Source organism: Pseudomonas sp. HLS-6 TE3448, assembly GCF_053629555.1.
On record NZ_JBRJIO010000001.1, the window covers coordinates 3126090 to 3151462 of the forward strand.

22 protein-coding genes and 1 pseudogene are annotated in these 25373 nt (G+C 60.0%); 13 read left to right on the forward strand and 10 right to left on the reverse strand.

Annotated features, from left to right (window positions below; translation table 11 throughout):
- Window positions 1-6: 6 nt before the first annotated feature.
- From AB7M23_RS14460 to AB7M23_RS14470, 3 genes are all read left to right on the forward strand, one after another.
- Complete coding sequence (locus AB7M23_RS14460) at window positions 7-612, forward strand: arylesterase (RefSeq protein WP_099774038.1); 606 nt, start codon at window positions 7-9, stop codon at window positions 610-612.
- A gap of 56 nt (window positions 613-668) precedes the next feature.
- Window positions 669-950, forward strand: a complete 282-nt coding sequence (locus tag AB7M23_RS14465) for a hypothetical protein (protein ID WP_065759409.1) — start codon at window positions 669-671, stop codon at window positions 948-950.
- Between the two features lie 115 nt (window positions 951-1065).
- Entirely contained in the window at window positions 1066-2037 is a 972-nt protein-coding gene (locus tag AB7M23_RS14470; RefSeq protein WP_454241135.1) for a L,D-transpeptidase family protein, read from the forward strand.
- A 123-nt stretch (window positions 2038-2160) separates the two neighbouring features.
- Here AB7M23_RS14470 and oprI read toward each other — a convergent pair whose 3' ends face one another.
- Window positions 2161-2412 (reverse strand): outer membrane lipoprotei OprI, encoded by a 252-nt coding sequence (gene oprI / locus AB7M23_RS14475; protein ID WP_037058464.1) that lies wholly within the window; start codon window positions 2410-2412, stop codon window positions 2161-2163.
- A 511-nt stretch (window positions 2413-2923) separates the two neighbouring features.
- Here oprI and AB7M23_RS14480 point away from each other — a divergent pair.
- On the forward strand, window positions 2924-3205 hold the full coding sequence (locus AB7M23_RS14480; RefSeq protein ID WP_065762041.1) for a GNAT family N-acetyltransferase: 282 nt from the start codon (window positions 2924-2926) through the stop codon (window positions 3203-3205).
- 69 nt (window positions 3206-3274) lie between these two features.
- Here the strand turns inward: AB7M23_RS14480 and AB7M23_RS14485 are convergent.
- Window positions 3275-4353: pseudogene (locus AB7M23_RS14485) on the reverse strand (3-deoxy-7-phosphoheptulonate synthase).
- Window positions 4354-4523: 170 nt separating this feature from the next.
- Window positions 4524-4979 (reverse strand): PilZ domain-containing protein, encoded by a 456-nt coding sequence (locus AB7M23_RS14490; protein WP_099774043.1) that lies wholly within the window; start codon window positions 4977-4979, stop codon window positions 4524-4526.
- Between the two features lie 112 nt (window positions 4980-5091).
- Between AB7M23_RS14490 and AB7M23_RS14495 the strand changes: the two genes are divergently transcribed.
- The 4 genes from AB7M23_RS14495 (at window position 5092) to cysB (ending at window position 8657) form a co-directional block, all read left to right on the forward strand.
- A complete protein-coding gene (locus AB7M23_RS14495) occupies window positions 5092-6042 on the forward strand; it encodes a putative 2-dehydropantoate 2-reductase (protein WP_454241136.1) in 951 nt (316 codons plus the stop codon).
- Between the two features lie 18 nt (window positions 6043-6060).
- On the forward strand, window positions 6061-6969 hold the full coding sequence (locus AB7M23_RS14500) for a 5'-nucleotidase (RefSeq protein ID WP_065759498.1): 909 nt from the start codon (window positions 6061-6063) through the stop codon (window positions 6967-6969).
- A 92-nt stretch (window positions 6970-7061) separates the two neighbouring features.
- Complete coding sequence (locus AB7M23_RS14505; protein WP_065759497.1) at window positions 7062-7559, forward strand: universal stress protein; 498 nt, start codon at window positions 7062-7064, stop codon at window positions 7557-7559.
- A 123-nt stretch (window positions 7560-7682) separates the two neighbouring features.
- Window positions 7683-8657 carry an HTH-type transcriptional regulator CysB gene (gene cysB, locus AB7M23_RS14510; RefSeq protein WP_454241137.1) on the forward strand — a complete coding sequence of 325 codons (975 nt, stop codon included), beginning with the start codon at window positions 7683-7685 and terminating at the stop codon, window positions 8655-8657.
- Window positions 8658-9004: 347 nt separating this feature from the next.
- Here cysB and AB7M23_RS14515 read toward each other — a convergent pair whose 3' ends face one another.
- The 5 genes from AB7M23_RS14515 to rloA all read right to left on the reverse strand — a co-directional run bounded on the left by AB7M23_RS14515 (window position 9005) and on the right by rloA (window position 14393).
- The gene (locus tag AB7M23_RS14515; protein ID WP_065759495.1) at window positions 9005-9739 is read right to left on the reverse strand and encodes a phosphoadenylyl-sulfate reductase; all 735 of its coding nucleotides are present in this window, start codon (window positions 9737-9739) and stop codon (window positions 9005-9007) included.
- A gap of 126 nt (window positions 9740-9865) precedes the next feature.
- Window positions 9866-11212, reverse strand: coding sequence for an aminodeoxychorismate synthase component I (gene pabB, locus AB7M23_RS14520; RefSeq protein WP_454241138.1), 1347 nt, complete (start codon window positions 11210-11212; stop codon window positions 9866-9868).
- Between the two features lie 129 nt (window positions 11213-11341).
- A complete protein-coding gene (locus AB7M23_RS14525; protein WP_454241139.1) occupies window positions 11342-12322 on the reverse strand; it encodes an alpha-L-glutamate ligase-like protein in 981 nt (326 codons plus the stop codon).
- Complete coding sequence (rloB, locus tag AB7M23_RS14530) at window positions 12322-13851, reverse strand: osmotic stress tolerance membrane protein RloB (RefSeq protein ID WP_099774047.1); 1530 nt, start codon at window positions 13849-13851, stop codon at window positions 12322-12324. The genes AB7M23_RS14525 and rloB overlap by 1 nt, the downstream gene beginning before the upstream one ends.
- A 5-nt stretch (window positions 13852-13856) precedes the next feature.
- Window positions 13857-14393 (reverse strand): retropepsin-like aspartic peptidase RloA, encoded by a 537-nt coding sequence (gene rloA / locus AB7M23_RS14535; protein WP_099776593.1) that lies wholly within the window; start codon window positions 14391-14393, stop codon window positions 13857-13859.
- Between the two features lie 287 nt (window positions 14394-14680).
- Between rloA and AB7M23_RS14540 the strand changes: the two genes are divergently transcribed.
- From AB7M23_RS14540 to prpF, 5 genes are all read left to right on the forward strand, one after another.
- Entirely contained in the window at window positions 14681-15391 is a 711-nt protein-coding gene (locus tag AB7M23_RS14540; RefSeq protein WP_065759490.1) for a GntR family transcriptional regulator, read from the forward strand.
- Window positions 15388-16278 carry a methylisocitrate lyase gene (gene prpB, locus AB7M23_RS14545; RefSeq protein ID WP_065759489.1) on the forward strand — a complete coding sequence of 297 codons (891 nt, stop codon included), beginning with the start codon at window positions 15388-15390 and terminating at the stop codon, window positions 16276-16278. The genes AB7M23_RS14540 and prpB overlap by 4 nt, the downstream gene beginning before the upstream one ends.
- Before the next feature lie 64 nt (window positions 16279-16342).
- Entirely contained in the window at window positions 16343-17470 is a 1128-nt protein-coding gene (gene prpC / locus AB7M23_RS14550; RefSeq protein ID WP_065759488.1) for a bifunctional 2-methylcitrate synthase/citrate synthase, read from the forward strand.
- A 109-nt stretch (window positions 17471-17579) separates the two neighbouring features.
- Window positions 17580-20171: a Fe/S-dependent 2-methylisocitrate dehydratase AcnD gene (acnD, locus tag AB7M23_RS14555; RefSeq protein WP_065759487.1), complete on the forward strand. Its 2592-nt coding sequence runs from the start codon at window positions 17580-17582 to the stop codon at window positions 20169-20171.
- A 115-nt stretch (window positions 20172-20286) separates the two neighbouring features.
- The gene (gene prpF, locus AB7M23_RS14560; protein WP_099774048.1) at window positions 20287-21477 is read left to right on the forward strand and encodes a 2-methylaconitate cis-trans isomerase PrpF; all 1191 of its coding nucleotides are present in this window, start codon (window positions 20287-20289) and stop codon (window positions 21475-21477) included.
- Window positions 21478-21599: 122 nt separating this feature from the next.
- On the opposite strand, the gene AB7M23_RS14565 is transcribed toward prpF, so the two are convergent.
- Both AB7M23_RS14565 and acnB read right to left on the reverse strand, forming a co-directional pair.
- Window positions 21600-22109: a hypothetical protein gene (locus AB7M23_RS14565; protein ID WP_454241140.1), complete on the reverse strand. Its 510-nt coding sequence runs from the start codon at window positions 22107-22109 to the stop codon at window positions 21600-21602.
- A gap of 291 nt (window positions 22110-22400) precedes the next feature.
- Window positions 22401-25001: a bifunctional aconitate hydratase 2/2-methylisocitrate dehydratase gene (gene acnB, locus AB7M23_RS14570; protein WP_065759484.1), complete on the reverse strand. Its 2601-nt coding sequence runs from the start codon at window positions 24999-25001 to the stop codon at window positions 22401-22403.
- Window positions 25002-25373: the final 372 nt, after the last annotated feature.

Here is a 25373-nt window from a genome sequence, read left to right on the forward strand (position 1 = left end):
AATCCGATGCGAGTGTGGATATTGAGTGCCGGTCTGGCCTTGCTGTGCATGGCACAGCTTGCCACGGCGGGTACCGTGTTGATCGTCGGGGATAGTATCAGCGCGGGTTTCGGCCTGGATACCCGTCAAGGGTGGGTGTCGTTGCTGCAGGCGCGCCTGAAAACCGAGGGATTCGACAGCCAGGTGGTTAACGCGTCAATCAGTGGCGATACCAGTGCAGGGGGCCAGGCGCGCCTGCCAGCGCTGCTTGCAGAGCACAAGCCCGCGCTGGTGGTGCTTGAGTTGGGCGGCAACGATGGCCTGCGCGGGCAGTTGCCGGCGCAATTGCAACAAAACCTTGCTGCGATGATCGACAGCTCCCGCGCTGCGGGCGCCAAGGTGGTTCTGCTGGGCATGCGCTTGCCACCCAATTATGGCGTTCGCTACACCGAAGCGTTTGCCAGGGTTTATGACAATCTGGCCAAGGATAAACAGGTCCCTCTGGTGCCGTTTTTTCTTGAGGGTGTGGGCGGCGTGCCCGAGCTGATGCAGGCCGATGGGCTGCATCCGGCACAGGGAGCACAGCAGCGGCTGCTGGATAATGCCTGGCCGGTGATAAAACCGCTGCTTTGACGCTTTTCTAGTGACCGGCTTTCGGCTAATGTTGCGCCCCCGATTTGGAGCCCTCAATGCCGCGTCCCGCCTGGTCCCTGTATGCCTATCAATTGATCGAGCCCGACGAACAGCTTGATCTGTTCGCCTGCCAGGAGATCCGCGTTCATCTGGTGGCCCGTCAACTGGAGCTGGGGTGTTCGGCAGACCGTACCTTGTGCGGTACGTTGCTGCCCGCTCAGCCGCGGTGGTCCGGGGTAGAGCGTTCGATCTACCGTGACCGGCGTCTGTGTCCGCTATGTCGGGCGATTCTCGATGCCCAGCGGCGTGGCACACGGCCGGTGTGGCCGCAACTCTGACAGCATTTGCCTGTCATATGCGCACGTAACCGTTCACCCCGATGTCTCCCGGTCAGGCGGGGGCGGGTGTACAATCGCTGTCTTGCCCCTATTGAATTAGCGAAGGATTTTCCGGATGTTGTCGCGCTTTCCCGCCGTCACCCGTTGCCTGTCTATTGCCGCCGTGCTGGCGACAGGTTCCGCCACTGCCCTGGAGCTGCCTCTGCCGCCGCCCGGGGAAGACGTCGTTGGCCAGGTCCAGGTTATCAAGGCCAAGTACGAAGACACCTTCGCCGACATCGGCACTGCCAATGACCTGGGTTACCTGGAGATGGTTGCTGCCAACCCCGGTGTCGACCCATGGCTGCCGGGTGTGGGTACCGAGATTGTTCTGCCAACCCGTTACGTCCTGCCGCCAGGTCCGCGTGAGGGTATCGTGATCAACCTGGCTGAGTACCGTATGTACTACTTCCCGAAAGGGCAGAATGTGGTGCATACCTTCCCGCTGGGTATTGGTCGTGAAGGCTGGGGTTCGCCAATTGCACAGACCAAGATCACTGCCAAGACGCCAAACCCGACCTGGACGCCACCGGCTTCGATTCGGGCCGAGCACGCGGCCGATGGTGATCCTCTGCCGAGCATTGTACCGGCCGGGCCGGACAACCCACTGGGGCCGTTCAAGTTCACCCTGGGCGTACCGGGTTACCTGATTCACGGTTCCAACAAGAAGTTCGGTATTGGCATGCGTACCAGTCACGGGTGTTTCCGCATGCTCAACAACAACGTGCTGGCCCTGTCGAAGATGGTGCCGGTCGGCACCCCGGTGCGCATCATCAATGAGCCTTACAAGTTCGGCATCAGTGCGGGCAAGGTTTATCTTGAAGCGCATACGCCGCTGGATGACAAGGGCAATCCCTCGGTGGTCGACAAGCACACTGCGGTCATCAATGCCTTGCTCAAGCGTCAGGATCTGGCCAATAACCTGCGCATGAACTGGGACATGGTGCGCGATGTTGTTGCCGCTGAAGATGGCATGCCAGTGGAGATCGCTGTACCGGGCGCAGCCCCCGCGCCGATGGTTTCCAGCGTGCCGCTCGAGATCCAGTAATACGCCGGGGTGCTGCAAGGGCCTGCCGTTGTGCAGGCCTTTTTATTGGTGTTCAACTTTAGTCTAGGCAATAAAAAAGCCGGCCCACAAGTGGGCCGGCTTCATAACAATCCCGAAAGATTATTATTTGCGGCTGGCTTTTTCCAGCATGCGCAGAGCGCGCTCGTTAGCTTCATCAGCAGTCTGTTGAGCTTTTTGAGCTGCAGCCAGAGCGTCGTCAGCTTTACGATAGGCTTCATCAGCACGAGCTTGTGCACGAGCTGCTGCGTCTTCGGTAGCAGTCAGACGAGCTTCGGTTTCTTTGGATACGCTGCTGCAACCGGTAGCCAGAACTGCGGCCAGAGCCAGAGCAGAGAATTTCAGAACGTTGTTCATCGTGTTCCCCTTCAAGGACTTTCTATTAAAGAGCCATCTCTCAACAAAGAGAAACTGGCCGGCGTACATACTACCCATTACTTGTAGTAAGTAAACTGACACAGCGCAAGAACTGGAAAAAAATTACGCTTCTGTCGAAACCGACACAGTCGCTGTATGAAAAGCATTCAGCTGTAGACGTTTCAGGTTGCAGTATCTAGTGTAAGGCGTTGTTTTTTGTTGAACTAAAGGTGACTTTAACGGTCATCCTTCGTCACAGGACTAGAACATCCGGTAACTGTCAGTGCCATTGAAGGGTACGACGTTGGCGTGCTGCTAGTGCGCGAATTTTACGATCAAGCGCCTTGAGCATCTGTACCCAGGGCGCCTACTATTTGTGACGTGCTCAGCTGCCAGAGAACGACCAGGCTCTTCTCCTTGTCCAACTGGGGCACGGGGTGGCGTAGAGGTTCCTTCGCCGGACAAACATCGGTAAGGTAGGGGTCAAATACAAGACCCGCGAGGAGTAGTGATGAGCGAGGCGTTGTCCATCCACCATGACCAGGCTGGTCATCAGTTCGAGACCAATGTGGACGGTCATCGTGCGTACTTGACCTACATGGATCTGGGGAAGCAGACCCTGGATATCTACCGTACATTCGTGCCCAACGCGTTGCGCGGTCGCGGCATTGCAGCGGCACTTACCGAGAAGGCGCTTGAGTACGCCGATACCATGGGCTACACGGTGATTCCGTCCTGTTCCTATGTCGAACGCTATATGGAGCGTCATCAACGGCAGTCGTCGAAAGCCTGAATACCTGCCAGCAACCGCGGCAAATACAAAAACGCCGGGCATTTGCCCGGCGTTTTTGTGTGCGTGCTACTAGCCCCGTTGACGCTTGGGCAGTACATCCTTGAGCTTGGCGTGCATGCTGCGCAGCGTGTTCGCCGTGGTGTCCCAGTCGATGCAGGCATCGGTGATCGAGACGCCGTACTGCAGTTCGTAGAAAGGTTTTTCGGAATAGCCTGGCAACCCCAGTTCAGGTGGCTCTCGACCATCAAGCCAATGATCGACTGATTGCCTTCGAGGATCTGGTTGGCCACGTTCTCCATGACCAGTGGCTGCAGTGCCGGGTCCTTGTTGGAGTTGGCATGGCTGCAGTCGACCATGATGTTCGGCTTGATCTTGGCTTTGGTCAGGGCCTGCTCGCAGAGTGCCACGCTGACCGAATCGTAGTTTGGCTTGCCGTTACCGCCGCGCAGTACCACGTGGCCGTAGGCGTTGCCTTTGGTGGTGACGATGGAAACGCCACCTTCCTGGTTGATACCCAGGAAGCGGTGGGGGCTGGAGACCGATTGCAGGGCGTTGATCGCTACGGTCAGGCCACCGTCGGTACCGTTCTTGAAGCCGACGGCCGAGGACAGGCCCGAAGCCATTTCTCGGTGGGTTTGCGATTCAGTGGTGCGTGCACCAATGGCCGACCAGCTGATCAGGTCCTGCAGGTATTGTGGCGAAATCGGGTCGAGCGCTTCAGTTGCGGTCGGCAGGCCCATTTCCGCCAGGTCCAGCAGCAGTTGGCGGCCGATGTGCAGGCCGTCCTGGATTTTGAACGAGTCATCCAGGTACGGGTCGTTGATCAGACCCTTCCAGCCCACGGTGGTACGCGGCTTTTCAAAATACACGCGCATGACCAGATACAGGGTGTCGGACACCTCTGCAGCCAGTACTTTCAAGCGTTCGGCGTACTCGTGGGCGGCCTTGATGTCGTGAATCGAGCAAGGGCCGACGACCACGAACAGGCGGTGGTCCTTGCCGTCGAGGATATTGCGCACCACTTCGCGGCCCGCAGTCACGGTTTTCAGCGCGGTGGCACTGAGAGGTATTTCCTTCTTGAGCTGATCGGGGGTGATCAAGGTCTCGTTGGAGGCAACGTTAAGGTCATCGATCGGTAAATCAGCCATCGTGTTACTCGTCAGGTCACGGATGCCGGCCGCCAGCGATCCCCGTGCGGCGGAGCAGCATGATTTAACGCAGCGGGGGAGCCGAACCTTAGCGCGTTACACCGTGGCTCGACAATGGGCAAGGCCCGCTTTCCTGTGTGGGAACGCGCATAAAGACCGGTCGAGTGCGACTAAAGTGGCAGCGGGCGTGGTTGCAGCACCCGGTTCGCCTCCAGGCTGGCTTCCGAGAACTCGGTGGCGTGCCGGGCTATCCACTCCTGAGCCAGGACTTGCAGGTCGATGTCTTGAGCTTCATCGCCGGCGTGTTGTTGGCAATAGTGCTGGATCTGGCAGACCTGTTCGCTCATTCGTGCACCGAACAGCGCTTGCTCATCAACAAAGGCAATGCCGACCCGGTAGCCTTGTGCCTGCTTCTGACACCAGGCGACGTAACCCGGGTAGCGGGCATCTTCGCCGAGGGAAGGGATGATCATTTCAACCGCCATGCCGCGGCGGTAGGCCCGTGGATGGTTGCAGGCTACGCCGCCCAGGCTGATAGTGTGGAGTCGCTGGCGGAACAGGCTGGGTGACGAGCGCAAGGTCAATTCGACCGGAACGTCATCGGGGTGAGGCAGGAATCCACGCATATCGACTCCGTGTCGATTATTTGACCTTGTTTGGCTGAGTATAGTGAAGGAAAGTGAAGCGGTTGATTTACGTATGAAAGCTGATCAAAAAACAATCAGTCCAGGGGTGGTGATGGAAAGGGCGCAACAACGCATCGGTATTATTGGTACCGGCGCCATCGGTGGTTTTTATGGTGTGATGCTGGCTCGTGCCGGGTTCGACGTGCATTTTCTGTTGCGCAGTGAGTTTGCGGCGGTCAGTGAACAGGGGCTGCAAATCGACAGTGATGTTCACGGGGTGTTACGCCTGCCGTCGGTGCAGGCCTATAGCGATGCTGCTGAAATGCCACCCTGCGACTGGCTGCTGGTCGGTGCCAAGACCACCAGCAACCCGGCCCTGGCACCCTTGATCGCTCGGGCGTGCAAAGCGGGTGGCAGCGTCGTGCTGCTGCAGAACGGGTTGGGTGTCGAAGAGGCGTTGCGGCCTCTGTTGCCCGCTAACCTGCACCTGCTCGGAGGTTTGTGTTTTGTCTGCCTCAATCGCACGGCGCCGGGGGTGGTTCGGCATCAGGCGTTGGGTGCGGTGAACCTTGGCTATCACAGTGGCCCGGCGCAGGATGTATTGGCACGTCAGGCGCGAGTGGAGTCAGCTGTGGCGCTGTTTCATGCGGCGGGTATCGAGTCCCGTGGCATGCTCAACCTGGCTCAGGCGCGTTGGCAGAAGTTGGTGTGGAACGTGCCGTACAACGGCCTTTCGGTGTTGCTCAAGGCCAGCACCAGCGCGCTGATGGCGGATGCGTCCAGCCGAGCACTGAATCAGGCGTTGATGTGCGAGGTGGTGGACGGGGCGCGTGCCTGTGGCCATGTCCTGCCAGAGGGGTACGCTGAGGATCTGTTTGCCATCACTGAGAACATGCCGGATTACTGGCCGAGCATGTACCACGACTACGCTCAGGGGCGGCCGCTGGAGTTGGATGCCATCTATGCTGAACCACTGGCGCAGGCGCGTCAGGCCGGTTGCCAGCTGCCGCGAATCGAAGCGCTGTATCAGGCGCTGGCCTTCATCGATCGGCATAACCATTGATACCCCCAGGAGTGCAGCATGAGTAAAGGTCTGGTCGACAAGCTGGTGGTGGCCATTTCCTCGCGGGCGTTGTTCGACCTGAGTGAAAGCCATCAGGTGTTTCTGGCGCAGGGTGTGGAAGCCTACCGGCAGTACCAGATCGACCATGAGGATGAGCTGCTGGAGCCGGGCGATGCGTTCCCGCTGGTGCAGAAACTGCTGGGTTTGAATGACAGTCTCGGTCAGCAGCGGGTGGAGGTGGTGCTGGTGTCGCGTAACAGTGCCGACACCGGCTTGCGTGTGTTCAGTGCCATCGAACATCACGGCCTGGGCATTTCACGCGCCGCCTTTGTCGGCGGCCGCAGCCCTTATCCGTATCTGGCGGCATTTGGTTGCCACCTGTTCCTGTCGACTGATGCCGAGGACGTGCGCCGTGCGCTGGAGGCCGGTTTTGCCGCCGCGACCATTCTGTCTGGCGGTGCCCGGCGAGCGGCCAGCGATGAACTGCGTATCGCGTTTGATGGCGACGCGGTGTTGTTTTCCGATGAGTCGGAGCGCGTCTACCAGCAAGGAGGGCTAGAAGCCTTCCAGGCCAACGAACGCCAGGCGGCTCGCCAGCCGTTGGGTGGCGGCCCGTTCAAGCCGTTCCTGGCCGCGTTGCATGTGCTGCAGAAAGAGTTTCCGCAAGGCGCCTGCCCGATTCGTACGGCACTGGTTACCGCGCGTTCTGCACCCGCCCATGAGCGGGTGATCCGTACCTTGCGCGATTGGGACATCCGTCTGGACGAGTCGCTGTTTCTCGGCGGCCTGGACAAGTCGGCTTTTCTTGAAGCGTTCGCCGCCGACGTGTTCTTCGATGATCAGGCTGGGCATTGCGAGCGCGCCCGAGGTGTGGTCGCGACGGGGCATGTGCCTCATGGTGTCAGCAACGAGCACGCGCCCGGTTGAGCCCGGCGGCGCTCGCCGGACGGGGGCTGCGCATCACCTTGACGCTGCTAAGCTGAAGCGTGCGCTGCCGATTCGGCAGTCGAGGAGGGCAAATGATCCATTCGATGCTGTATGCCACAGACCTCGGTGTGTACGCGCCTTATGTCTTGCAGCATGCGCTGGCGTTGGCGCGAACCTTCAACGCGGAATTGTATGTGATTCATGCGGTTGAGCCGATGGGGCAGTTCGCTGAATCACTGCTGCAGAGCTACCTGGACGAACAGACCCTGGATGAACTGCATAGCCAGGGTGTGAACACGGTGATGGCCAATATCGAACAGCGGGTGCTGGATACGTTTCGTGATGAATTGGGTGGGCATGAGGACCTGGCCCTGATCCGTGCCGTGCGGGTGCGTCAGGGGGATCCTGCTCAGGTCATTCTGGAGCAGGCTCAGCGGCTGAGTGTCGATTTGCTGATTGTTGGCAGCCATTCCCGTGGCGCAGGGGTGTCGATTCCGCTGGGTCGGACCGCGGCGCGTGTGTTGCAGCTTTCGCCAGTGCCGGTGTACATGGTCCCCTTGGCCCAGCATCTGGGCCGGCGCAAGGGGTGAGCGGTACGTGAGCGAGGCTGTAGGAAAACCGGTGAAATAGTTCTAGATTTATTCTTCAAACCACTAATATAGTTATAACCCGTCGCTGCTGCCGGTGACGCCCAGCTGATTTGAGGGATACCTATGAAGCTTCAACAATTGCGCTACATCTGGGAAGTGGCGCACCACGACCTCAACGTCTCCGCGACAGCACAGAGCCTGTATACCTCCCAACCTGGTATCAGCAAGCAGATCCGTCTGTTGGAAGATGAGCTGGGTGTTGAGGTTTTCGCTCGTAGCGGCAAGCACTTGACGCGCGTCACGCCGGCGGGTGAGCGGATTATTACCACGGCTGGGGAAATTCTGCGCAAGGTCGAGAGCATCAAGCAAATCGCCCAGGAATTCTCCAATGAGAAAAAGGGCACCCTTTCGATCGCAACGACGCACACCCAGGCGCGTTACGCGTTGCCGCCGGTGATCAGTAACTTCATCAAGCAATACCCGGAAGTAGCGCTGCACATGCACCAGGGTTCGCCGATGCAGATTGCCGAGATGGCGGCTGATGGTACCGTCGATTTCGCCATTGCCACCGAGGCCCTGGAGCTGTTCGGCGACCTGGTGATGATGCCGTGCTATCGCTGGAACCGTTGTGTGGTCGTGCCGCAGGGGCATCCGTTGACCAAGCTGCCCAAGCTGACGCTGGAAGTGCTGGCGGAATATCCGATCGTGACCTACGTCTTTGGCTTTACCGGTCGCTCAAAGCTCGACGAAGCGTTCAGTCACCGTGGCCTGACCCCGAAAGTGGTCTTTACCGCCGCTGATGCTGACGTGATCAAGACCTATGTTCGCCTTGGCCTGGGTGTTGGTATTGTCGCCAAGATGGCTGTTGATCCCAAGCTCGACAGCGATCTGGTGGTGCTCGATGCCAGCGAGTTGTTCGAGTCCAGTGTGACCAAGATCGGTTTCCGCCGCGGCACGTTCCTGCGTGGGTTCATGTGCGACTTCATCGAGAAGTTCGCCCCGCACCTGACGCGTGAAGTAATGGCCAAGGCCATTCAGTGCCACAACAAGCAGGAACTGGAAGAGCTCTTTGACGGTGTTGAGCTGCCGGTCCACTGACCACAACGTGGTGCCACAAAAAAACCGGCCATGGGTGCCGGTTTCAGTGCTGAGAAAGCCAGCCGCGCAGAGCATGTGATTTTTGTGTCAGGCTCGCCTGCGGTGGTATCGGCGGGGTGTCAGTAAGCGCGCGGCGCCTGCATCGCGGGCAAGCCCGGCTCCTACAGGTTACGCGGGCTCTGTTGGAGCTGGCTTGCCTGCGATGGCGTCGGTGAGGTGTCAGTACGTGCGCGGCGTTTGTATCGCGGGCAAGCCTGGCGCCTACAGCTTGCGCGGTCTTTGTTGGAGCTGGCTTGCCTGCGATGGTGTCGGTATCGCAGGCAAGTCCACAAGGGGTACCCTTCAGATCAGCCCTTGCTGATCAGGTTGCCTGCATGCAGGCCGCATTCTTTCTGGGTTGACTCTTCCCACCACCAGCGGCCTTCACGCTCATGCTGGTTCGGCAGCACCGGGCGGGTGCAGGGCTCGCAGCCGATGCTGATAAAGCCGCGTTCATGCAGGCTGTTGTAGGGCAGCTCCAGCATGCGGATATAGCCCCAGACTTCTTCGCTGGTCATCTGTGCCAGTGGGTTGAACTTGTACAGCGTGTGCGCTGCTGTGGAGAAGGCACCGTCGATTTCCAGCGCGGCTACCTGGCTGCGGGTGCCTGGGCTTTGATCGCGACGCTGGCCGGTGGCCCAGGCGCTTACTGTGGCCAGTTTGCGGCGCAGTGGCTCGATCTTGCGGATACCGCAGCATTCGCCGTGACCGTCTTTGTAGAAGCTGAACAGGCCCTTTTCCTTGACGAAGGGTTCTAGCTTGCTGTGGTCGGGCGAGAGGATTTCGATCGGCAGCGAGTAGTGCTCGCGCACCTGATCAATGAAACGGTAGGTTTCCGGGTGCAGGCGACCGGTGTCGAGGCTGAATACCTTGACCTGCTTGTTCAGTTTCCAGGCCATGTCCACCAGCACCACGTCTTCGGCGCCGCTGAAGGAGATCCACAGGTCGTCACCGAAGTGCTCGAAGGCAAGTTTGAGGATGTCTTGCGGGGACTTGCTGGCGTAGGTCGCGGCCAGGGCGGCGACGTCGAAGGGTTGGCTCATCAGGCGGCTTCCGGTCTGTGAATGGCGCTTGGCGCTCGTTTAGGCTGATCTTAACAAAAAATGTCTGGCTAGACGGTTTGCATTGAATGACTGGCCGGGCTGTCGACAGAAGAAGGCAGATGTGCTTCAGAGTTGCCCCAAGGTATCGAGCAGTACCTTTACCTTGGTGATCGACTCTTGGTACTCGGCTTGCCAATCCGAATCGGCGACCACTGCGCCGCCGCCCCAGCAGCAGGCCTGGCCGTCCTTGATCAGCAGGCTGCGGATCGCAATGGAGCTGTCCATTTCGCCGCGCACGTCGATGTAAATCAATGAGCCGCAGTACAGCGCCCGTCGGCTGGGTTCCAGTTCGTCGATGATCTGCATGGCGCGGATTTTCGGGGCGCCGGTGATCGAACCGCCGGGGAAGCTACCGGCGATCAGGTCCAGCGCGTCCTTGTCGGCTGCGAGTTTCCCGGTGACGACACTGACCATGTGGTGGACGTTGGGATAGCTTTCCAGGCTGAACAGTTCCGGGACTTTAACCGTACCGATTTCACAGCTGCGGCCCAGGTCGTTGCGCAGCAGGTCGACGATCATCAGGTTTTCTGCACGGTCTTTGCTGCTGGCCAGCAATTGGGCGGCATTCTCGGCGTCTTCGACAGTGTCCTGGCTGCGCGGTCGGGTGCCCTTGATCGGGCGTGTTTCTACCTGGCCGGCGTGTACCTGGATGAACCGCTCGGGCGAGAAGCTCAGCAGGGCGCTGCCGTCTGCCAGTGCCTGGAACCCGGAGAACGGGGTAGGGCAGGCGCTGCGCAGGGCGCGATAGGCGCGCCAGGGATCGCCCTGGCACGGTGCCCGGAAGCGCTGGGTGAGGTTGATCTGGTAGCAGTCGCCCGCATGGATGTAGTGCTGCACGCGCTCGAACGCCTGGCGATACTGCTCGGGGGAAAGATCGCCGCGCATTGGCGCCTTCAGCGTGAAATCGGCCTTGTCGTCGGTGACAGCTGGTGCGTGGAACAGGCGCAGCAGGCGCTGTGCTTCGTCAGGTGCCAGGCTTGGGTGAAACACCAACTGGGTGGTGCCGCGCTGATGGTCGCTGATCAGTGCCCAGGCATACAGCCCCAGGCCGGCATCCGGCAGGCCCAGGTCATCCACTGCCAGCGCTGGCAGTGTTTCAAGGCGTCGCCCGAAGTCATAGCTGAGGTAGCCTATGAGGCCCCCGGCGAAGGGCAGTTGCAGATCATCGGGCAGGTCTGCAGTACCGAGGCGCTTCAGGCTGTCGCGCAGGCGCTGGAGATAGTCAATGCCGGTTTCGCCATCATGGGGTGACAACTGCTCTACTGGCCAGGCGCTCAGCAGGTCATAACGCCCTCGGCTGGCGTTCGGGCGGGCGCTGTCGAGCAGGATGGCGCCAGGTGCCTGGCGGACACGGGCAAAGTAATCGGCAGGGTCGGCCTGGTAGGGCAGGGGATGAACGGTGCAGGTGGGCATTCGCATCAAGAGCTGTCAGGGCGGGGAACGGATTGTAGTCCTCCGCAGGCGTTGCTCCTAGAGGTGTGCGCGCAATTGAGGCACCCGGTGTCGCCCTGAGGGTAGGTTTGTACCCCTCAGGGCGTTACATCAGTTGTTCGGCACGTGGCCAAACAGCTCCTGGGTGAAGCGAACCCGCTCTTCCACGGTTTCCTGCACGCCATTCTTCGCCAGGGCTTCCAGGTGGGCCTCGATGGCGTGGGTGCGCTGTGTCAGGCCGCAATCGTTGGCGATCTGGATGTTCAGGCCGGGGCGAGCGTTGAGCTCAAGGATCAGCGGGCCCTTGTCCTGGTCCAGCACCATGTCGACACCGATGTAACCCAGGCCACACAGCTCATAACAACCGGCGGCCAGCTTCATGAAGCCGTCCCAGTTTGGCAGTTGCACGCCGTCTACCGCGTTGGTGGTGTCCGGGTGCTTGCTGATGATGTTGTTCAGCCAGGTGCCGCGCAGGGTGAGCCCGGTGGCGAGGTCGACCCCGACCCCGATGGCGCCCTGGTGCAGGTTGGCCTTGCCGCCAGACTGGCGCGTCGGCAAGCGCAGCATGGCCATGACCGGGTAGCCCATCAGGACAATGATGCGGATGTCCGGTACGCCCTCGTAGCTGATGCTCTTGAAGATCTGGTCAGGGGTGACCCGGTACTCGATCAGTGCCCGGTCGCGGTGCCCGCCCAGGGAGTAGAGGCCGGTCAGGATGCTGGAGATCTGGTGCTCGATTTCCTCGTGGCTGATGATCTTGCCCGAGACGGTCCGGTAGCGGTTCTCGAAACGGTCGGCGATGACCAGAATGCCGTCGCCACCGGCGCCTTGGGCCGGCTTGATCACGAAATCACTACGCCCGCCGATGATCTCGTCGAGCTTTTCGATCTCTTTCTCGGTGGAGATGATCCCGTACATTTCCGGCACATGAATGCCGGCCTTGATCGCACGCTCCTTGGTGATGATCTTGTCATCGACGATCGGGTACAGGTGGCGCTTGTTGTACTTGAGGACATAGTCCGCATTGCGCCGGTTGATACCCATGATGCCCCGGGCCTCCAGGGCTTTCCAGGTTTTCCAGAGACCGAACATCAGGCGTCCTTCACAAAGGCTTTGAAACGGACCAGCTCCGTCAGGCGATAGCCGCGATAACGGCCCATTGCCAGCATGAAGCCCACCAGAATCAGCAGTACCGCCGGGAAGGTGAAGACGAAGTACACCAGTTCCGGCACGCTCATCAGCAAGTGCGCTAGCGAGGCTGCGAACAGGGTGCCGACGGCCACTTTCATCGCATGGCCACCACCACGCTCTTCCCAGGTAATCGACAGGCGTTCGATGGTCATGGTCAGGATCACCATCGGGAACAATGCGACCGACAGGCCACGCTCCAGGCCGAGCTTGTGGCTGAACAGGCTGATGGCGGCAATCAGTACCACGACGAAGGTCAGTACCACCGACAGGCGTGGCAGCATCTGCAGCTTCAGGTGCTCAAGGTAGGAGCGTAGCGACAGGCCCAGCGCGGTAATGATGGTAAACAGGACGATGCCGAAGCCCAGTTGGGTTTCGCGGAAGGCCAGGGCGATCAGTACCGGGGTAAAGGTGCCGAGGGTCTGCAGGCCGATCAGGTTGCGCAGGACCAGGATCACCAGTACGCCAATCGGGATCATGACCATGATCATGAACGTCTGCTGGGTCTGCAGGGGCAGGCCGTACAGTGAGTACTCCAGAAAGTCGGCGTCGGTATTCTCGTCGGTCAGCTTGGCCAGGCGGATGGCGTTCATCTCGCTGTTGTTCAGGCTGAAGCTGACGTTGGCTTTCTTGCCGCCATCGACGGTGATCAGGTTGTCATCGCCCGTCCACCACAGCAGGCGGTCGCTCGGCAGGCCCTGTTCGCCGGTGTCCGGGTTGAAGTACAGCCAGTCGGTGCCGTTGAAGCTGCGCAGCCACAGTTCAGGGGTTTGTGGTTGGTCGGCCAGCAGGCGGATGGTATGGACTTTTTCAATCGGTACGTGGGCAATCGACAGCAGCAGGTCGATGATCTTGGCCTTGTGCAGGCTTGAGGTATCGCCGGCCAGCAGCAGCTTGACGTTGTCATCGTTGACGTTGTTGACGCGCTTGATGGTCTCGCTGACAAAGGTCTCGACGTCTGCCGAATGCTGGCGGATAGGAGCCATCAGCGCTTCGGCGGCGATCTTCTCCGGGCCTTCGACGGGCAGGCTGTCACGGAAGGTGGGACCTTTGGCCTTGGGTTTTTCGGCGCTGTAGCGCTTTGTCAGTACCAGGCGGTAGTAGAGGGTCTGGTTGCCGCTGGCGCGGCGTGCCGACCAGGTCACCTTGCGGTTGCCATCGACGCGGTTGACGCTGACGCCGTAGTTGTTGGAAATGAAGCTCTCGTTGAGGCTGACGTAGTCACTGCTCAGCGGTGGCACGAACATCTGGACCTTGACCGGGTCTTTGGCGCTGGCGACGAACTCGACCTTGGCGTCGATGTTCCACAGGTCGTCCGTCTCGTCTTCGGTGACCGGGATGCCGAGGAAGAAGATCTGGTAGGCCGTGACCAATACGCCCAGCAACACCAGAACGGTGATCAGGACTTTGAGGTGGAGGGTAAGAGAGCGCATCGGTTTTACTCTGCGGTGTGAGCGGCGGTGGCGCAGGCGGGTTTGCCGGCAGCGTATTTAAGGCTTGGGTCGACCAGGGCATCGAAGTGTTTCAGGGCTTCGGAACCGATCAGCAGCGGGTATTGGAACGCGCTGCGGTCAGTGAGGTTCACTTCAATGGTGCGCAAGGCGTTCCCCATGCAGATATTCAGGGCAATGACAGGGCGAGCTGTGTACGCCTTGCCTTCATCCGGGTTGTAGTCGCCAGCCCGTCGCTTGATTTTGCTGACGCGGGCCAGTGGGCGTTCTATCGGATGCGAATGCGCCGCATCGATGGCCAGGTAGAAGCGCACCCAGGATTCGCCATTGCGCTTGAAGCGCTTGATGTCGCGAGCGCTGAGCGAGGCGGTCTTGGCGCCGGTGTCGAGCTTGGCGGCAACCTCAAGGTCGATGTCGGCAAGGCGGGCGTATTCGTTAAGGCCGTAGACCGTCTTGTCATTGGCTTGGCTCAGCGCCGGCAATAAAGAAAGGCTGAGCAACAGTAGAAGGGGCGTGAGTCTCATAAATCCTGGCGCGGTGCTGTGCGATGTTCGGGTCAAGGCGACTGGCAGTACTGCGCAACCTTCCTCGTTCATCTGCCATAAAAAGATGACAGACACACTATCCATGCCCCAAAGGAGGCGGCGGCATTCTATCACGCTGGTGTGCATGTGCCAGCGGCTGGCATAAGACAACATGGAAGACCTCCATGTTCGTTATTAGACGATTGTCGACAATGTTTATTTTGTCTTTGACTGGCGAGCGTTATTTGGCTAGTTTTGGCCCTATTGATTTTGAAGGTGTCGACAATATGCTGGACGCAAGCCAAGCACCCGGCGTTACGCAGGATGACTCGGAAACCCTTTCCGAAAACGTTTTCCGGCGCATTCAGGCGGCCATCGTCAAGGGCGAGATCGCCCCGGGCAGTAAAATTTCCGAGCCCGAGCTGGCGCGCACCTACGGTATCAGCCGTGGGCCATTGCGTGAGGCGATTCACCGCCTGGAGGGCCAGCGCCTGCTGGTGCGGGTTCCTCATGTCGGCGCACGGGTGGTTTCGCTCAGCCATGCCGAGTTGATCGAGCTGTACGAAATTCGCGAATCCCTGGAAGGCATGGCCTGTCGCCTGGCTGCCGAGCGAATGAGCGTAGCCGATATCGACGAACTGCGCCGGGTGCTTGATACCCATGAGCGCGACGCTACCTTCCAGGCCGGGCTGGGTTACTACCAGCAAGAAGGCGATTTCGACTTCCATTACCGAATCATCCAGGGCAGTGGCAACCGCACCCTGGTGCAGATGCTCTGTGGCGAGCTGTATCAACTGGTGCGCATGTACCGCATCCAGTTCTCCGCAACGCCCAACCGGCCACGCCAGGCGTTCGCCGAGCACCACCGTATTCTCGATGCCATCGCCGACCGTGACGGTGAACTGGCCGAGCTCCTGATGCGCCGCCATATCGGCGCCTCCAAACGCAATATCGAGCGTCATTACCTGGACGCCAACAGCCCACGAGGTGAGTCATGAGTCAGAAAAGCAGTCCCGGCCAGCGCTTTCGCGACGCGGTCGCTACCGAGCATCCTCTGCAAGTGGTAGGGGCGATCAACGCCAACCATGCTCTCTTGGCCAAGCGTGCCGGTTTCAAGGCGATCTACCTGTCCGGTGGCGGTGTTGCGGCCGGCTCCCTCGGCCTGCCTGACCTGGGTATTACCGGCCTGGACGACGTGCTGACCGACGTACGCCGTATTACCGATGTGTGCGACCTGCCGCTGTTGGTGGATGTCGACACCGGTTTTGGCTCTTCGGCGTTCAACGTGGCGCGTACCGTCAAGTCGATGATCAAGTTCGGCGCGGCCGCGATTCACATCGAGGACCAGGTGGGTGCCAAGCGCTGTGGTCACCGCCCTAACAAGGAGATCGTCTCTCAGCAGGAGATGGTTGACCGCATCAAGGCCGCTGTTGACGCCCGTACCGATGACAGCTTCGTGATCATGGCGCGTACCGACGCGCTGGCCGTAGAAGGCCTGGAATCTGCCCTGGACCGCGCAGCGGCCTGCATCGAAGCGGGTGCTGACATGATCTTCCCTGAGGCGATCACTGAGCTTGAGATGTACCGTACCTTCGCTGCCCGGGTGAAAGCGCCAATTCTGGCCAACATCACCGAGTTCGGCGCGACCCCGCTGTACACCACCGAAGAGTTGGCCTCTGCCGATGTTTCGCTGGCGCTGTACCCGCTGTCGGCGTTCCGTGCCATGAACAAGGCCGCTGAAAACGTCTACAACGCACTGCGTCGCGACGGCACCCAGAAGAATGTTGTCGACACCATGCAAACCCGCATGGAGCTGTACGACGCCATCGATTACCACGTGTTCGAGCAGAAGCTCGATGCCCTGTTCGCTCAGAAAAAGAGCTGAATCAAGGCTTGAACCTGTAATCAGCTTACGTTTCCCATAACAAATTCAAGATTGGAGAAAAGCAATGGCCGAAGCAAAAGTACTCAGCGGTGCCGGCCTGCGCGGTCAAGTTGCCGGGCAAACCGCACTGTCTACCGTAGGCCAGGCCGGTGCCGGCCTGACCTACCGCGGTTATGATGTGCGCGAGCTTGCCGAGCACGCTTTGTTCGAAGAAGTTGCCTACCTGCTGCTCTACGGAGAGCTGCCGACCAAGGCGCAACTGGCTGCCTATCAGAGCAAGCTTAAGACCCTGCGTGACCTGCCGCAGGCGTTGAAGGAAGTGCTGGAGCGCATTCCTGCCGCCGCCCACCCTATGGATGTCATGCGTACCGGCTGCTCGGTACTGGGCACCCTGGAGCCTGAGCTGACGTTCGAGCAGCAACGTGAAAAGACCGATCGCCTGCTGGCGGTGTTCCCGGCCATCATGTGCTACTGGTACCGCTTCACCCACGACGGCGTGCGCATCAATTGCGTCAGTGACGAAGAAACCCTGGGTGGTCACTTCCTGCACCTGCTGCATGACAAGAAGCCGAGCGACCTGCACGTCAAGGTGATGAACGTTTCGCTGATCCTTTATGCAGAGCACGAGTTCAACGCCTCGACGTTCACCGCCCGTGTTTGTGCCTCGACGCTTTCGGACCTGTATTCCTGCATCACCGCAGCCATTGGTTCGCTGCGTGGCCCGCTGCATGGTGGTGCCAACGAAGCAGCCATGGAAATGATCGAGCGCTTCTCTACGCCTGAGGACGCCATCAGCGGCACCTTGGCCATGCTGGAGCGCAAAGACAAGATCATGGGCTTCGGTCATGCGATCTACAAAGAGTCCGATCCGCGTAACGAAGTGATCAAGGGCTGGGCAAAACAATTGGCCGATGAAATGGGCGATACCGTGCTGTACCCGGTATCCGAAGCCATCGACAAGACCATGTGGGAGCAGAAGCGCCTGTTCCCGAACGCCGACTTCTACCATGCCTCGGCTTACCACTTCATGGGTATTCCGACCAAGCTGTTCACGCCGATCTTCGTGTGTTCGCGCCTGACCGGCTGGGCTGCTCACGTCTTCGAGCAGCGCGGCAACAACCGCATCATTCGTCCAAGCGCCGAGTACACCGGCGTTGAACAGCGTAAGTTCGTGCCAATCGAGCAACGCTGAGAAGGGTGAAGCTGAACAGGATGTGCTTGCAGGTCCCGGCAAGGCCGGCTCCTGCAGGCGCTGTTCAGCGTTACCTACCGCTGACCTTTCCGTGATTGAGTCCCGCGCCATGAACACAGCATTTCGCAAGAACCTGCCCGGCACCCGCCTGGATTACTTTGACGCCCGTGCGGCTGTCGATGCAATTCAGCCCGGCGCCTACGACAAGCTGCCCTACACCTCCCGCGTGCTGGCAGAAAACCTGGTTCGCCGTTGCGACCCGGCCACCCTGAACGCTTCGTTGAGCCAGTTGATCGAGCGCAAGCGCGACCTCGACTTCCCCTGGTTCCCGGCGCGGGTGGTGTGCCATGACATTCTCGGCCAGACCGCACTGGTCGACCTGGCGGGTCTGCGTGACGCCATCGCCGATATGGGCGGTGACCCGGCCAAGGTCAACCCGGTAGTACCGGTACAACTGATCGTCGACCACTCGTTGGCCGTGGAGTGTGGTGGTTTCGATCCGGACGCCTTTGCCAAGAACCGCGCCATCGAAGACCGTCGCAACGAAGACCGTTTTCACTTCATCAACTGGACCAAGCAGGCGTTCAAGAACGTCGATGTGATCCCGCCAGGCAATGGCATCATGCACCAGATCAACCTGGAGCGGATGTCGCCGGTGATCCACAGCACAGACGGGGTGGCCTTCCCGGATACGCTGGTCGGTACTGACAGCCACACCCCGCATGTCGACGCACTGGGCGTTATCGCCATTGGTGTTGGCGGCCTTGAGGCTGAGAACGTTATGCTCGGTCGTGCGTCCTGGATGCGCCTGCCGGATATCATCGGCGTCGAGCTGTCGGGCAAGCCACAGCCAGGCATTACCGCCACCGACGTGGTGCTGGCGCTGACCGAATTCCTGCGTAAGGAAAAGGTCGTGGGTGCCTACCTTGAGTTCTATGGCGAGGGCGCGCGTGCACTGACCCTGGGTGACCGTGCAACCATTTCCAACATGGCCCCGGAGTATGGCGCCACGGCGGCGATGTTCTCCATTGACCAGCAAACCATCGACTACCTGAAACTCACCGGTCGTGAAGACGAGCAAGTGAAGCTGGTCGAGACCTATGCGAAGGTCGCGGGCTTGTGGTCCGACAGCCTGGCGCATGCCGAGTACGAGCGTGTGCTGCGTTTTGACCTGTCCAGCGTCGTGCGCAACATGGCCGGCCCGTCCAACCCGCACGCTCGCGTGGCAACCAGCGACCTGGCCGCCAAAGGCATTGCCGGTCAGTGGGAAGAAGTTCCTGGCCAGATGCCCGATGGCGCTGTGATTATTGCCGCCATCACTAGCTGCACCAACACCAGCAACCCGCGCAACGTTATTGCTGCCGGCCTGCTGGCGCGTAACGCGAACAAGCTGGGCCTGACCCGTAAGCCGTGGGTGAAGTCCTCGCTGGCGCCAGGTTCCAAAGCGGTAGCCCTGTACCTGGATGAAGCCGGCCTGACGTCCGAGCTGGAACAGATGGGCTTCGGCATCGTGGCGTTCGCCTGCACCACCTGCAACGGCATGTCCGGTGCACTGGACCCTAAAATCCAGCAGGAAATCATTGACCGCGACCTGTACGCCACGGCAGTGCTTTCGGGTAACCGCAACTTCGATGGTCGTATTCACCCGTATGCCAAGCAGGCCTTCCTGGCATCGCCGCCGCTGGTGGTTGCTTACGCCATTGCCGGTACCATCCGTTTCGATATCGAAAAAGATGTGCTGGGCGTGGTCGATGGCAAGGAAATCCGCCTGAAAGACATCTGGCCGACTGACGAAGAAATCGATGCCGTGGTCAAGGCATCGGTGAAGCCAGAGCAGTTCCGCAAGGTCTACATTCCGATGTTCGCCATCCACGAAGACACTGGCCCGAAAGTCGAGCCACTGTATGACTGGCGCCCAATGAGCACCTACATTCGTCGTCCGCCATACTGGGAAGGCGCGTTGGCGGGCGAGCGCACCCTCAAGGGCATGCGCCCGCTGGCGGTGCTGCCGGACAACATCACCACGGATCACCTGTCGCCGTCCAACGCCATCATGCTGGACAGCGCTGCGGGCGAGTACCTGGCCAAGATGGGCTTGCCTGAAGAGGACTTCAACTCTTATGCGACCCACCGTGGCGACCACCTGACCGCCCAGCGTGCGACCTTCGCCAACCCGAAACTGTTCAACGAAATGGTTCAGGAAAACGGCAAGGTCAAGCAAGGTTCGCTGGCGCGGATCGAGCCGGAAGGCAAGGTCACTCGCATGTGGGAAGCCATCGAGACCTACATGGAGCGCAAGCAGCCGCTGATCATCGTCGCCGGTGCCGACTACGGCCAGGGGTCGTCCCGTGACTGGGCAGCCAAGGGCGTACGCCTGGCCGGTGTCGAAGCCATCGTTGCCGAAGGTTTCGAGCGTATTCACCGTACCAACCTGGTGGGCATGGGTGTCTTGCCGCTGGAGTTCAAGCCGGGCGTCAACCGCAAGACCCTGGGCATCGACGGCACTGAGACCTTTGATGTGGTGGGTTCGCGTACCCCGCGTGCCACGCTGACGCTGGTGATCAACCGCAAGAACGGCGAGCGGGTCGAAGTGCCGGTCACTTGCCGTCTCGATACCGGCGAAGAAGTGTCGATCTACGAAGCGGGCGGTGTATTGCAGCGCTTTGCCCAGGACTTCCTCGAGTCGGCTGGCGCCAAGTGATGTAGGCGCCTGCAGGGGGCAGTGTTTGCCCCTGCAGGCACACCGCTGATTATGTGGGGGGCGGCCATGCCGTCCCCTGCGACGGGCGAGCAGTATCCAACAGGACAAGATTCCCATGGCTCACGTACCGCAGATCAAGATTCCCGCTACCTACATCCGTGGCGGCACCAGCAAGGGCGTGTTCTTCCGCCTTCAGGATTTACCCGAGAGCGCCCAGATCCCGGGCGCAGAGCGTGACGCGCTGTTGCTTCGCGTGATTGGCAGCCCAGACCCGTATGGCAAGCAGATCGATGGCATGGGTGGAGCAACCTCCAGCACCAGCAAGACGGTCATCCTCTCGCGCAGTATCAAGCCGGACCACGATGTCGATTACCTGTTCGGTCAGGTCTCCATCGACAAGCCATTTGTCGACTGGAGCGGCAACTGTGGCAACCTGTCGGCAGCGGTCGGCTCGTTTGCCATCAGCAGTGGCCTGGTCGATGCCAGCCGCGTGCCGCAGAACGGCATCGCGACCGTGCGCATCTGGCAGGTCAATATCGGCAAGACCATCATCGCCCATGTACCGATCACCGAGGGTGAGGTTCAGGAGACCGGTGACTTTGAGCTCGACGGTGTGACCTTCCCGGCTGCCGAAGTACAGCTTGAGTTCCTCGACCCGGCCGCCGAGGAAGAGGGCGCTGGTGGTTCGATGTTCCCAACCGGCAATCTGGTTGACGACCTCGAGGTGCCGGGTGTCGGCGTGCTCAAGGCGACCCTGATCAATGCCGGTATCCCGACCATTTTCGTTCAGGCCGAAGCCGTAGGCTGCACGGGTACCGAGCTTCAGGACGCAATCAACGGCGACCCAGAGGCATTGGCCAAGTTCGAAACCATTCGTGCTTACGGTGCGCTGCGTATGGGGCTCATCAAGCACCTGGACGAAGCTGCCACGCGTCAGCACACGCCGAAGGTTGCGTTTGTCGCGGCGCCTGCTGACTACATCGCTTCCAGTGGCAAACCGGTCGCGGCGAAAGACGTCGACCTGCTGGTTCGTGCGCTGTCCATGGGTAAGCTGCACCACGCCATGATGGGCACGGCGGCGGTTGCCATCGGTACCGCTGCAGCCATTCCGGGTACGCTGGTGAACCTGGCGGCCGGTGGTGGTGCGCGCAGCGCTGTGCGTTTCGGTCACCCTTCGGGTACCTTGCGGGTAGGCGCTGAAGCCGTTCAGGAAAACGGCGAGTGGACAGTGACCAAGGCCATCATGAGTCGCAGTGCGCGTGTATTGATGGAAGGTTGGGTGCGTGTGCCCGGCGACGCCTTCTAAAAGCGTCTAGCGTGTTTTCCCTGTCGCCGACAAGGCGTGCTTCCCAGCAGGAGCAAGGCTTGTCGGCGATGCTGTTTTCAGTGGGTGTGTAACTGCGTGGCCCGGCATAACCTCAAATGGGGTTACAGGTATTTGAGAATGCGCCCTTGAAAATGCACAGTGTCCCCTGTTTCCGTGTTCAGGAAGAGCGTTTGTGCAGATCGGGCTGCTGGGGTGAACGAGCTCCAGAAGCCGCCTCTTGGTTCACTCACTGCTGAGACGCGGTAACCGCGCTGATCGCGCAGCACGAACTCGAACGTTGCGGGGTTGTCGTTGTCGCCCTCAAGCTCGACTTTCCAGAAGTCGCAAACCTCGGCCACTTGATAGAACCCCAGATAGCCATTGCGGCTCACGCCGACCTTTGCGCCACTGTAGGCGCCGTCGGGTGCTGCGCTGATGTTGTAATGGATGCGATCTTCAATGTGTTCGATGAAATCGAAACGAAAGGCCACATTGGGTTCGTCCTGCTCACTCTGTATAAGCCAACCATCCCCCGCAACAGAGTTATCCTTCAGGTACCCAACCGGGTAGAGGTACTCTCCTGTTGTACTCAACAGTGTGGCAATAAATGATTTTCCGCTGATGTCGGCCATGTCAGGCTTCCTGTGCTGGTTATGGTGTTAAGCGCGTCCTTGGCGCTGGGCCAACATAAGCCAGTGGAAGAGTCGCATTCAGTCGGAAACACACCCTGAGCGCTTTTATGCGCGGGGTGTCAGTGAGTACGCGGCGCTTGCATCGCGGGCAAGCCCGGCTCCTGCAGGGTTGTGTGGCAGGCTTGCCAGCCCTGTGGGGCTCAGAAAAACAAATGCCCCGACAGGTCGGGGCATTTGTTTTGTAGCTGCTGCAAGCTGCGTTTTCACGCAGCCTGCAATGGCTAAGTCAGCTTAGGCTTGAACGACCGGGATGTTGGCGTTCGCAGCGGCTTCACGGAACTCAGCGATCTGGTCGAAGCTCAGGTAGCGGTAAACGTCGGCAGCCATGCTGTCGATGTTCTTCGCGTACGCCATGTACTCCTCGACGGTCGGCAGTTTGCCCAGGATGGACGCGACTGCAGCCAGTTCGGCGGAGGCCAGGTATACGTTGGCACCATCACCCAGACGGTTCGGGAAGTTACGGGTCGAAGTCGACACAACGGTCGAGTTCGCAGCAACGCGAGCCTGGTTACCCATGCACAGCGAGCAGCCCGGCATTTCCATGCGCGCGCCAGCCTTGCCGTAGATGCCGTAGTAGCCTTCTTCGGTCAGCTGGTGAGCGTCCATCTTGGTTGGCGGCGACAGCCACAGGCGCGTTGGGATCGAGCCTTTGACCTTCTCCAGCAGCTTGCCGGCAGCGCGGAAGTGACCGATGTTGGTCATGCACGAACCGATGAACACTTCGTCGATTTTCTCGCCCTGTACGGTCGAGAGCAGACGGGCGTCGTCCGGGTCGTTCGGGGCGCAGAGTACAGGCTCTTTGACGTCGGCCAGATCGATTTCGATGATCTCGGCGTATTCGGCGTCCTTGTCGGCTTCCAGCAGAACTGGGTTGGCCAGCCAGGCTTCCATCGCTTGGGCGCGACGTTCCATGGTGCGTGCATCGCCGTAGCCTTCGCTGATCATCCAGCGCAGCAGGGTGATGTTCGACTTCAGGTACTCGGCGATCGCTTTTTCTGGAAGCTTGATGGTGCAACCTGCAGCGGAACGTTCAGCCGAGGCGTCAGACAGTTCGAACGCTTGCTCGACAGTCAGTTCGTCCAGGCCTTCGATTTCCAGGATGCGGCCGGAGAAGGCGTTGATCTTGCCTTTCTTCTCGACGGTCAGCAGGCCTTTCTGGATGGCGTAGTAAGGGATGGCATGAACCAGGTCACGCAGGGTGATGCCAGGTTGCAGTTTGCCCTTGAAGCGCACCAGGATCGACTCTGGCATGTCCAGCGGCATGACGCCGGTGGCAGCAGCGAAGGCGACCAGGCCGGAACCGGCCGGGAAGGAGATGCCGATCGGGAAGCGGGTGTGCGAGTCGCCGCCGGTGCCGACGGTGTCAGGCAGCAGCATGCGGTTCAGCCAGCTGTGGATGATGCCGTCGCCTGGACGCAGGGACACGCCGCCACGGGTGCGGATGAAATCCGGCAGGGTGTGGTGGGTGGTGACGTCGATTGGCTTCGGATAGGCCGCGGTGTGGCAGAACGACTGCATGACCAGGTCAGCGGAGAAGCCCAGGCACGCCAGGTCTTTCAGCTCGTCACGGGTCATTGGGCCAGTGGTGTCCTGGGAACCCACGGTGGTCATCTTGGGCTCGCAGTAGGTGCCTGGACGAACGCCAGTCACGCCGCAGGCCTTGCCGACCATTTTCTGTGCCAGGGTGTAGCCTTTGCCGGTGTCGACAGGCTGCTCTGGTTTCTGGAACAGGTCGGAAACCGGCAGACCCAGCTCGGTACGAGCCTTGTCAGTCAGGCCACGGCCTACGATCAGAGGGATACGGCCGCCAGCGCGGACTTCGTCGAGCAGCACCGGGGTCTTCAGTTCGAAGGTGGTGATGACTTCGTCGGTGCCGTGCTTGCAGACTTTACCGGCGTGTGGGTACACGTCGATCACGTCGCCCATGTTCAGGTTCGATACGTCGAACTCGATTGGCAGTGCGCCAGCATCTTCCATGGTGTTGTAGAAGATCGGAGCGATTTTCGAGCCGAAGCAGAAACCGCCAGCGCGCTTGTTCGGAACGTACGGAATGTCGTCGCCGAAGAACCACAGAACCGAGTTGGTTGCGGACTTGCGGGACGAGCCGGTGCCAACCACGTCGCCGACGTAGGCAACCGGGAAGCCCTTGGCTTTGACTTCTTCGATTTGCTTGAGCGGGCCGATTGCGCCTTGTTGCTCAGGCACGATGCCGTCACGCGCCATTTTCAGCATGGCCAGGGCGTGCAGCGGGATGTCAGGGCGCGACCAGGCGTCCGGGGCAGGGGACAGGTCGTCGGTGTTGGTTTCGCCAGGTACCTTGAAGACAGTCAGGCTGTACTTCTCGGCGATGGCAGGCTTGCTGGTGAACCACTCACCGGCGGCCCAGGATTCCAGAACGGCCTTGGCGTGAACATTGCCGGCCTTGGCTTTTTCAGCCACGTCGTGGAAGGCATCGAACATCAGCAGGGTGTGCTTGAGCTGTTCGGCAGCAACAGCCGCCAGTTCGGCGTTGTCCAGCAGTTCAACCAGAGTGGCGATGTTGTAGCCACCTTGCATGGTGCCCAGCAGTTCGACGGCGCGTTTCTTGTCGATCAGTGGGGACTTGGCTTCGCCCTTGGCGACGGCAGACAGGAAGCCGGCCTTGACGTAGGCGGCTTCGTCCACTCCTGGTGGAACGCGGTTGGTGATCAGGTCGACGAGGACGGCTTCTTCGCCAGCAGGGGGATTCTTCAGCAGCTCGACCAGGCCTGCGGTTTGTTCGGCGTTAAGCGGCTGGGGCACGATACCCTGGGCGGCACGCTCTTCGATGTGTTTGCGGTAGGCTTCAAGCACAGTTATTACCCTCATCAGTGGTCCCAAATGGGTGTCCGGGACGCTCATCCAGAAATTCCGGTACCCATGCGCAATACGGCTTTTTGGGCCGCGTAGCCAGGGTTACAGGAAATCCTTACAGAAGCTGCTTTCAAAGTTTTACGCCTGTAGAACGGAGGCTGATGAGGGCTGGCGCGGGCATTCGACTGTCGAATCTCCCGCACCAACGCCGTTCTACCGGATGAACTGTGCTCGTGACGCTTTGAAAACAGCTTCTAACGGACATTGGCGCCTTTAAAAGGCCGGGTGATTCTACGGTAAAAAGTCGACAAAGGTAAGGCGAGTGCAATGACTTTGCGGGGTGACCACCGTTAGACAAAGGGCTAACATGGC

Excerpts from the sequence above, each read along its gene's own strand:
- AB7M23_RS14470 (WP_454241135.1), top strand. The coding sequence starts at position 1,066 with ATGTTGTCGCGCTTTCCCGCCGTCACCCGTTGCCTGTCTATTGCCGCC.
- oprI (WP_037058464.1), bottom strand. The coding sequence starts at position 2,412 with ATGAACAACGTTCTGAAATTCTCTGCTCTGGCTCTGGCCGCAGTTCTG.
- AB7M23_RS14460 (WP_099774038.1), top strand. The coding sequence starts at position 7 with ATGCGAGTGTGGATATTGAGTGCCGGTCTGGCCTTGCTGTGCATGGCA.
- AB7M23_RS14505 (WP_065759497.1), top strand. The coding sequence starts at position 7,062 with ATGATCCATTCGATGCTGTATGCCACAGACCTCGGTGTGTACGCGCCT.
- rloB (WP_099774047.1), bottom strand. The coding sequence starts at position 13,851 with ATGCGCTCTCTTACCCTCCACCTCAAAGTCCTGATCACCGTTCTGGTG.
- AB7M23_RS14525 (WP_454241139.1), bottom strand. The coding sequence starts at position 12,322 with ATGTTCGGTCTCTGGAAAACCTGGAAAGCCCTGGAGGCCCGGGGCATC.
- prpF (WP_099774048.1), top strand. The coding sequence starts at position 20,287 with ATGGCTCACGTACCGCAGATCAAGATTCCCGCTACCTACATCCGTGGC.
- AB7M23_RS14490 (WP_099774043.1), bottom strand. The coding sequence starts at position 4,979 with ATGCGTGGATTCCTGCCTCACCCCGATGACGTTCCGGTCGAATTGACC.
- acnD (WP_065759487.1), top strand. The coding sequence starts at position 17,580 with ATGAACACAGCATTTCGCAAGAACCTGCCCGGCACCCGCCTGGATTAC.
- AB7M23_RS14515 (WP_065759495.1), bottom strand. The coding sequence starts at position 9,739 with ATGAGCCAACCCTTCGACGTCGCCGCCCTGGCCGCGACCTACGCCAGC.
- prpC (WP_065759488.1), top strand. The coding sequence starts at position 16,343 with ATGGCCGAAGCAAAAGTACTCAGCGGTGCCGGCCTGCGCGGTCAAGTT.
- AB7M23_RS14540 (WP_065759490.1), top strand. The coding sequence starts at position 14,681 with ATGCTGGACGCAAGCCAAGCACCCGGCGTTACGCAGGATGACTCGGAA.
- AB7M23_RS14495 (WP_454241136.1), top strand. The coding sequence starts at position 5,092 with ATGGAAAGGGCGCAACAACGCATCGGTATTATTGGTACCGGCGCCATC.
- AB7M23_RS14465 (WP_065759409.1), top strand. The coding sequence starts at position 669 with ATGCCGCGTCCCGCCTGGTCCCTGTATGCCTATCAATTGATCGAGCCC.
- cysB (WP_454241137.1), top strand. The coding sequence starts at position 7,683 with ATGAAGCTTCAACAATTGCGCTACATCTGGGAAGTGGCGCACCACGAC.
- rloA (WP_099776593.1), bottom strand. The coding sequence starts at position 14,393 with ATGAGACTCACGCCCCTTCTACTGTTGCTCAGCCTTTCTTTATTGCCG.
- AB7M23_RS14565 (WP_454241140.1), bottom strand. The coding sequence starts at position 22,109 with ATGGCCGACATCAGCGGAAAATCATTTATTGCCACACTGTTGAGTACA.
- AB7M23_RS14480 (WP_065762041.1), top strand. The coding sequence starts at position 2,924 with ATGAGCGAGGCGTTGTCCATCCACCATGACCAGGCTGGTCATCAGTTC.
- pabB (WP_454241138.1), bottom strand. The coding sequence starts at position 11,212 with ATGCCCACCTGCACCGTTCATCCCCTGCCCTACCAGGCCGACCCTGCC.
- AB7M23_RS14500 (WP_065759498.1), top strand. The coding sequence starts at position 6,061 with ATGAGTAAAGGTCTGGTCGACAAGCTGGTGGTGGCCATTTCCTCGCGG.
- prpB (WP_065759489.1), top strand. The coding sequence starts at position 15,388 with ATGAGTCAGAAAAGCAGTCCCGGCCAGCGCTTTCGCGACGCGGTCGCT.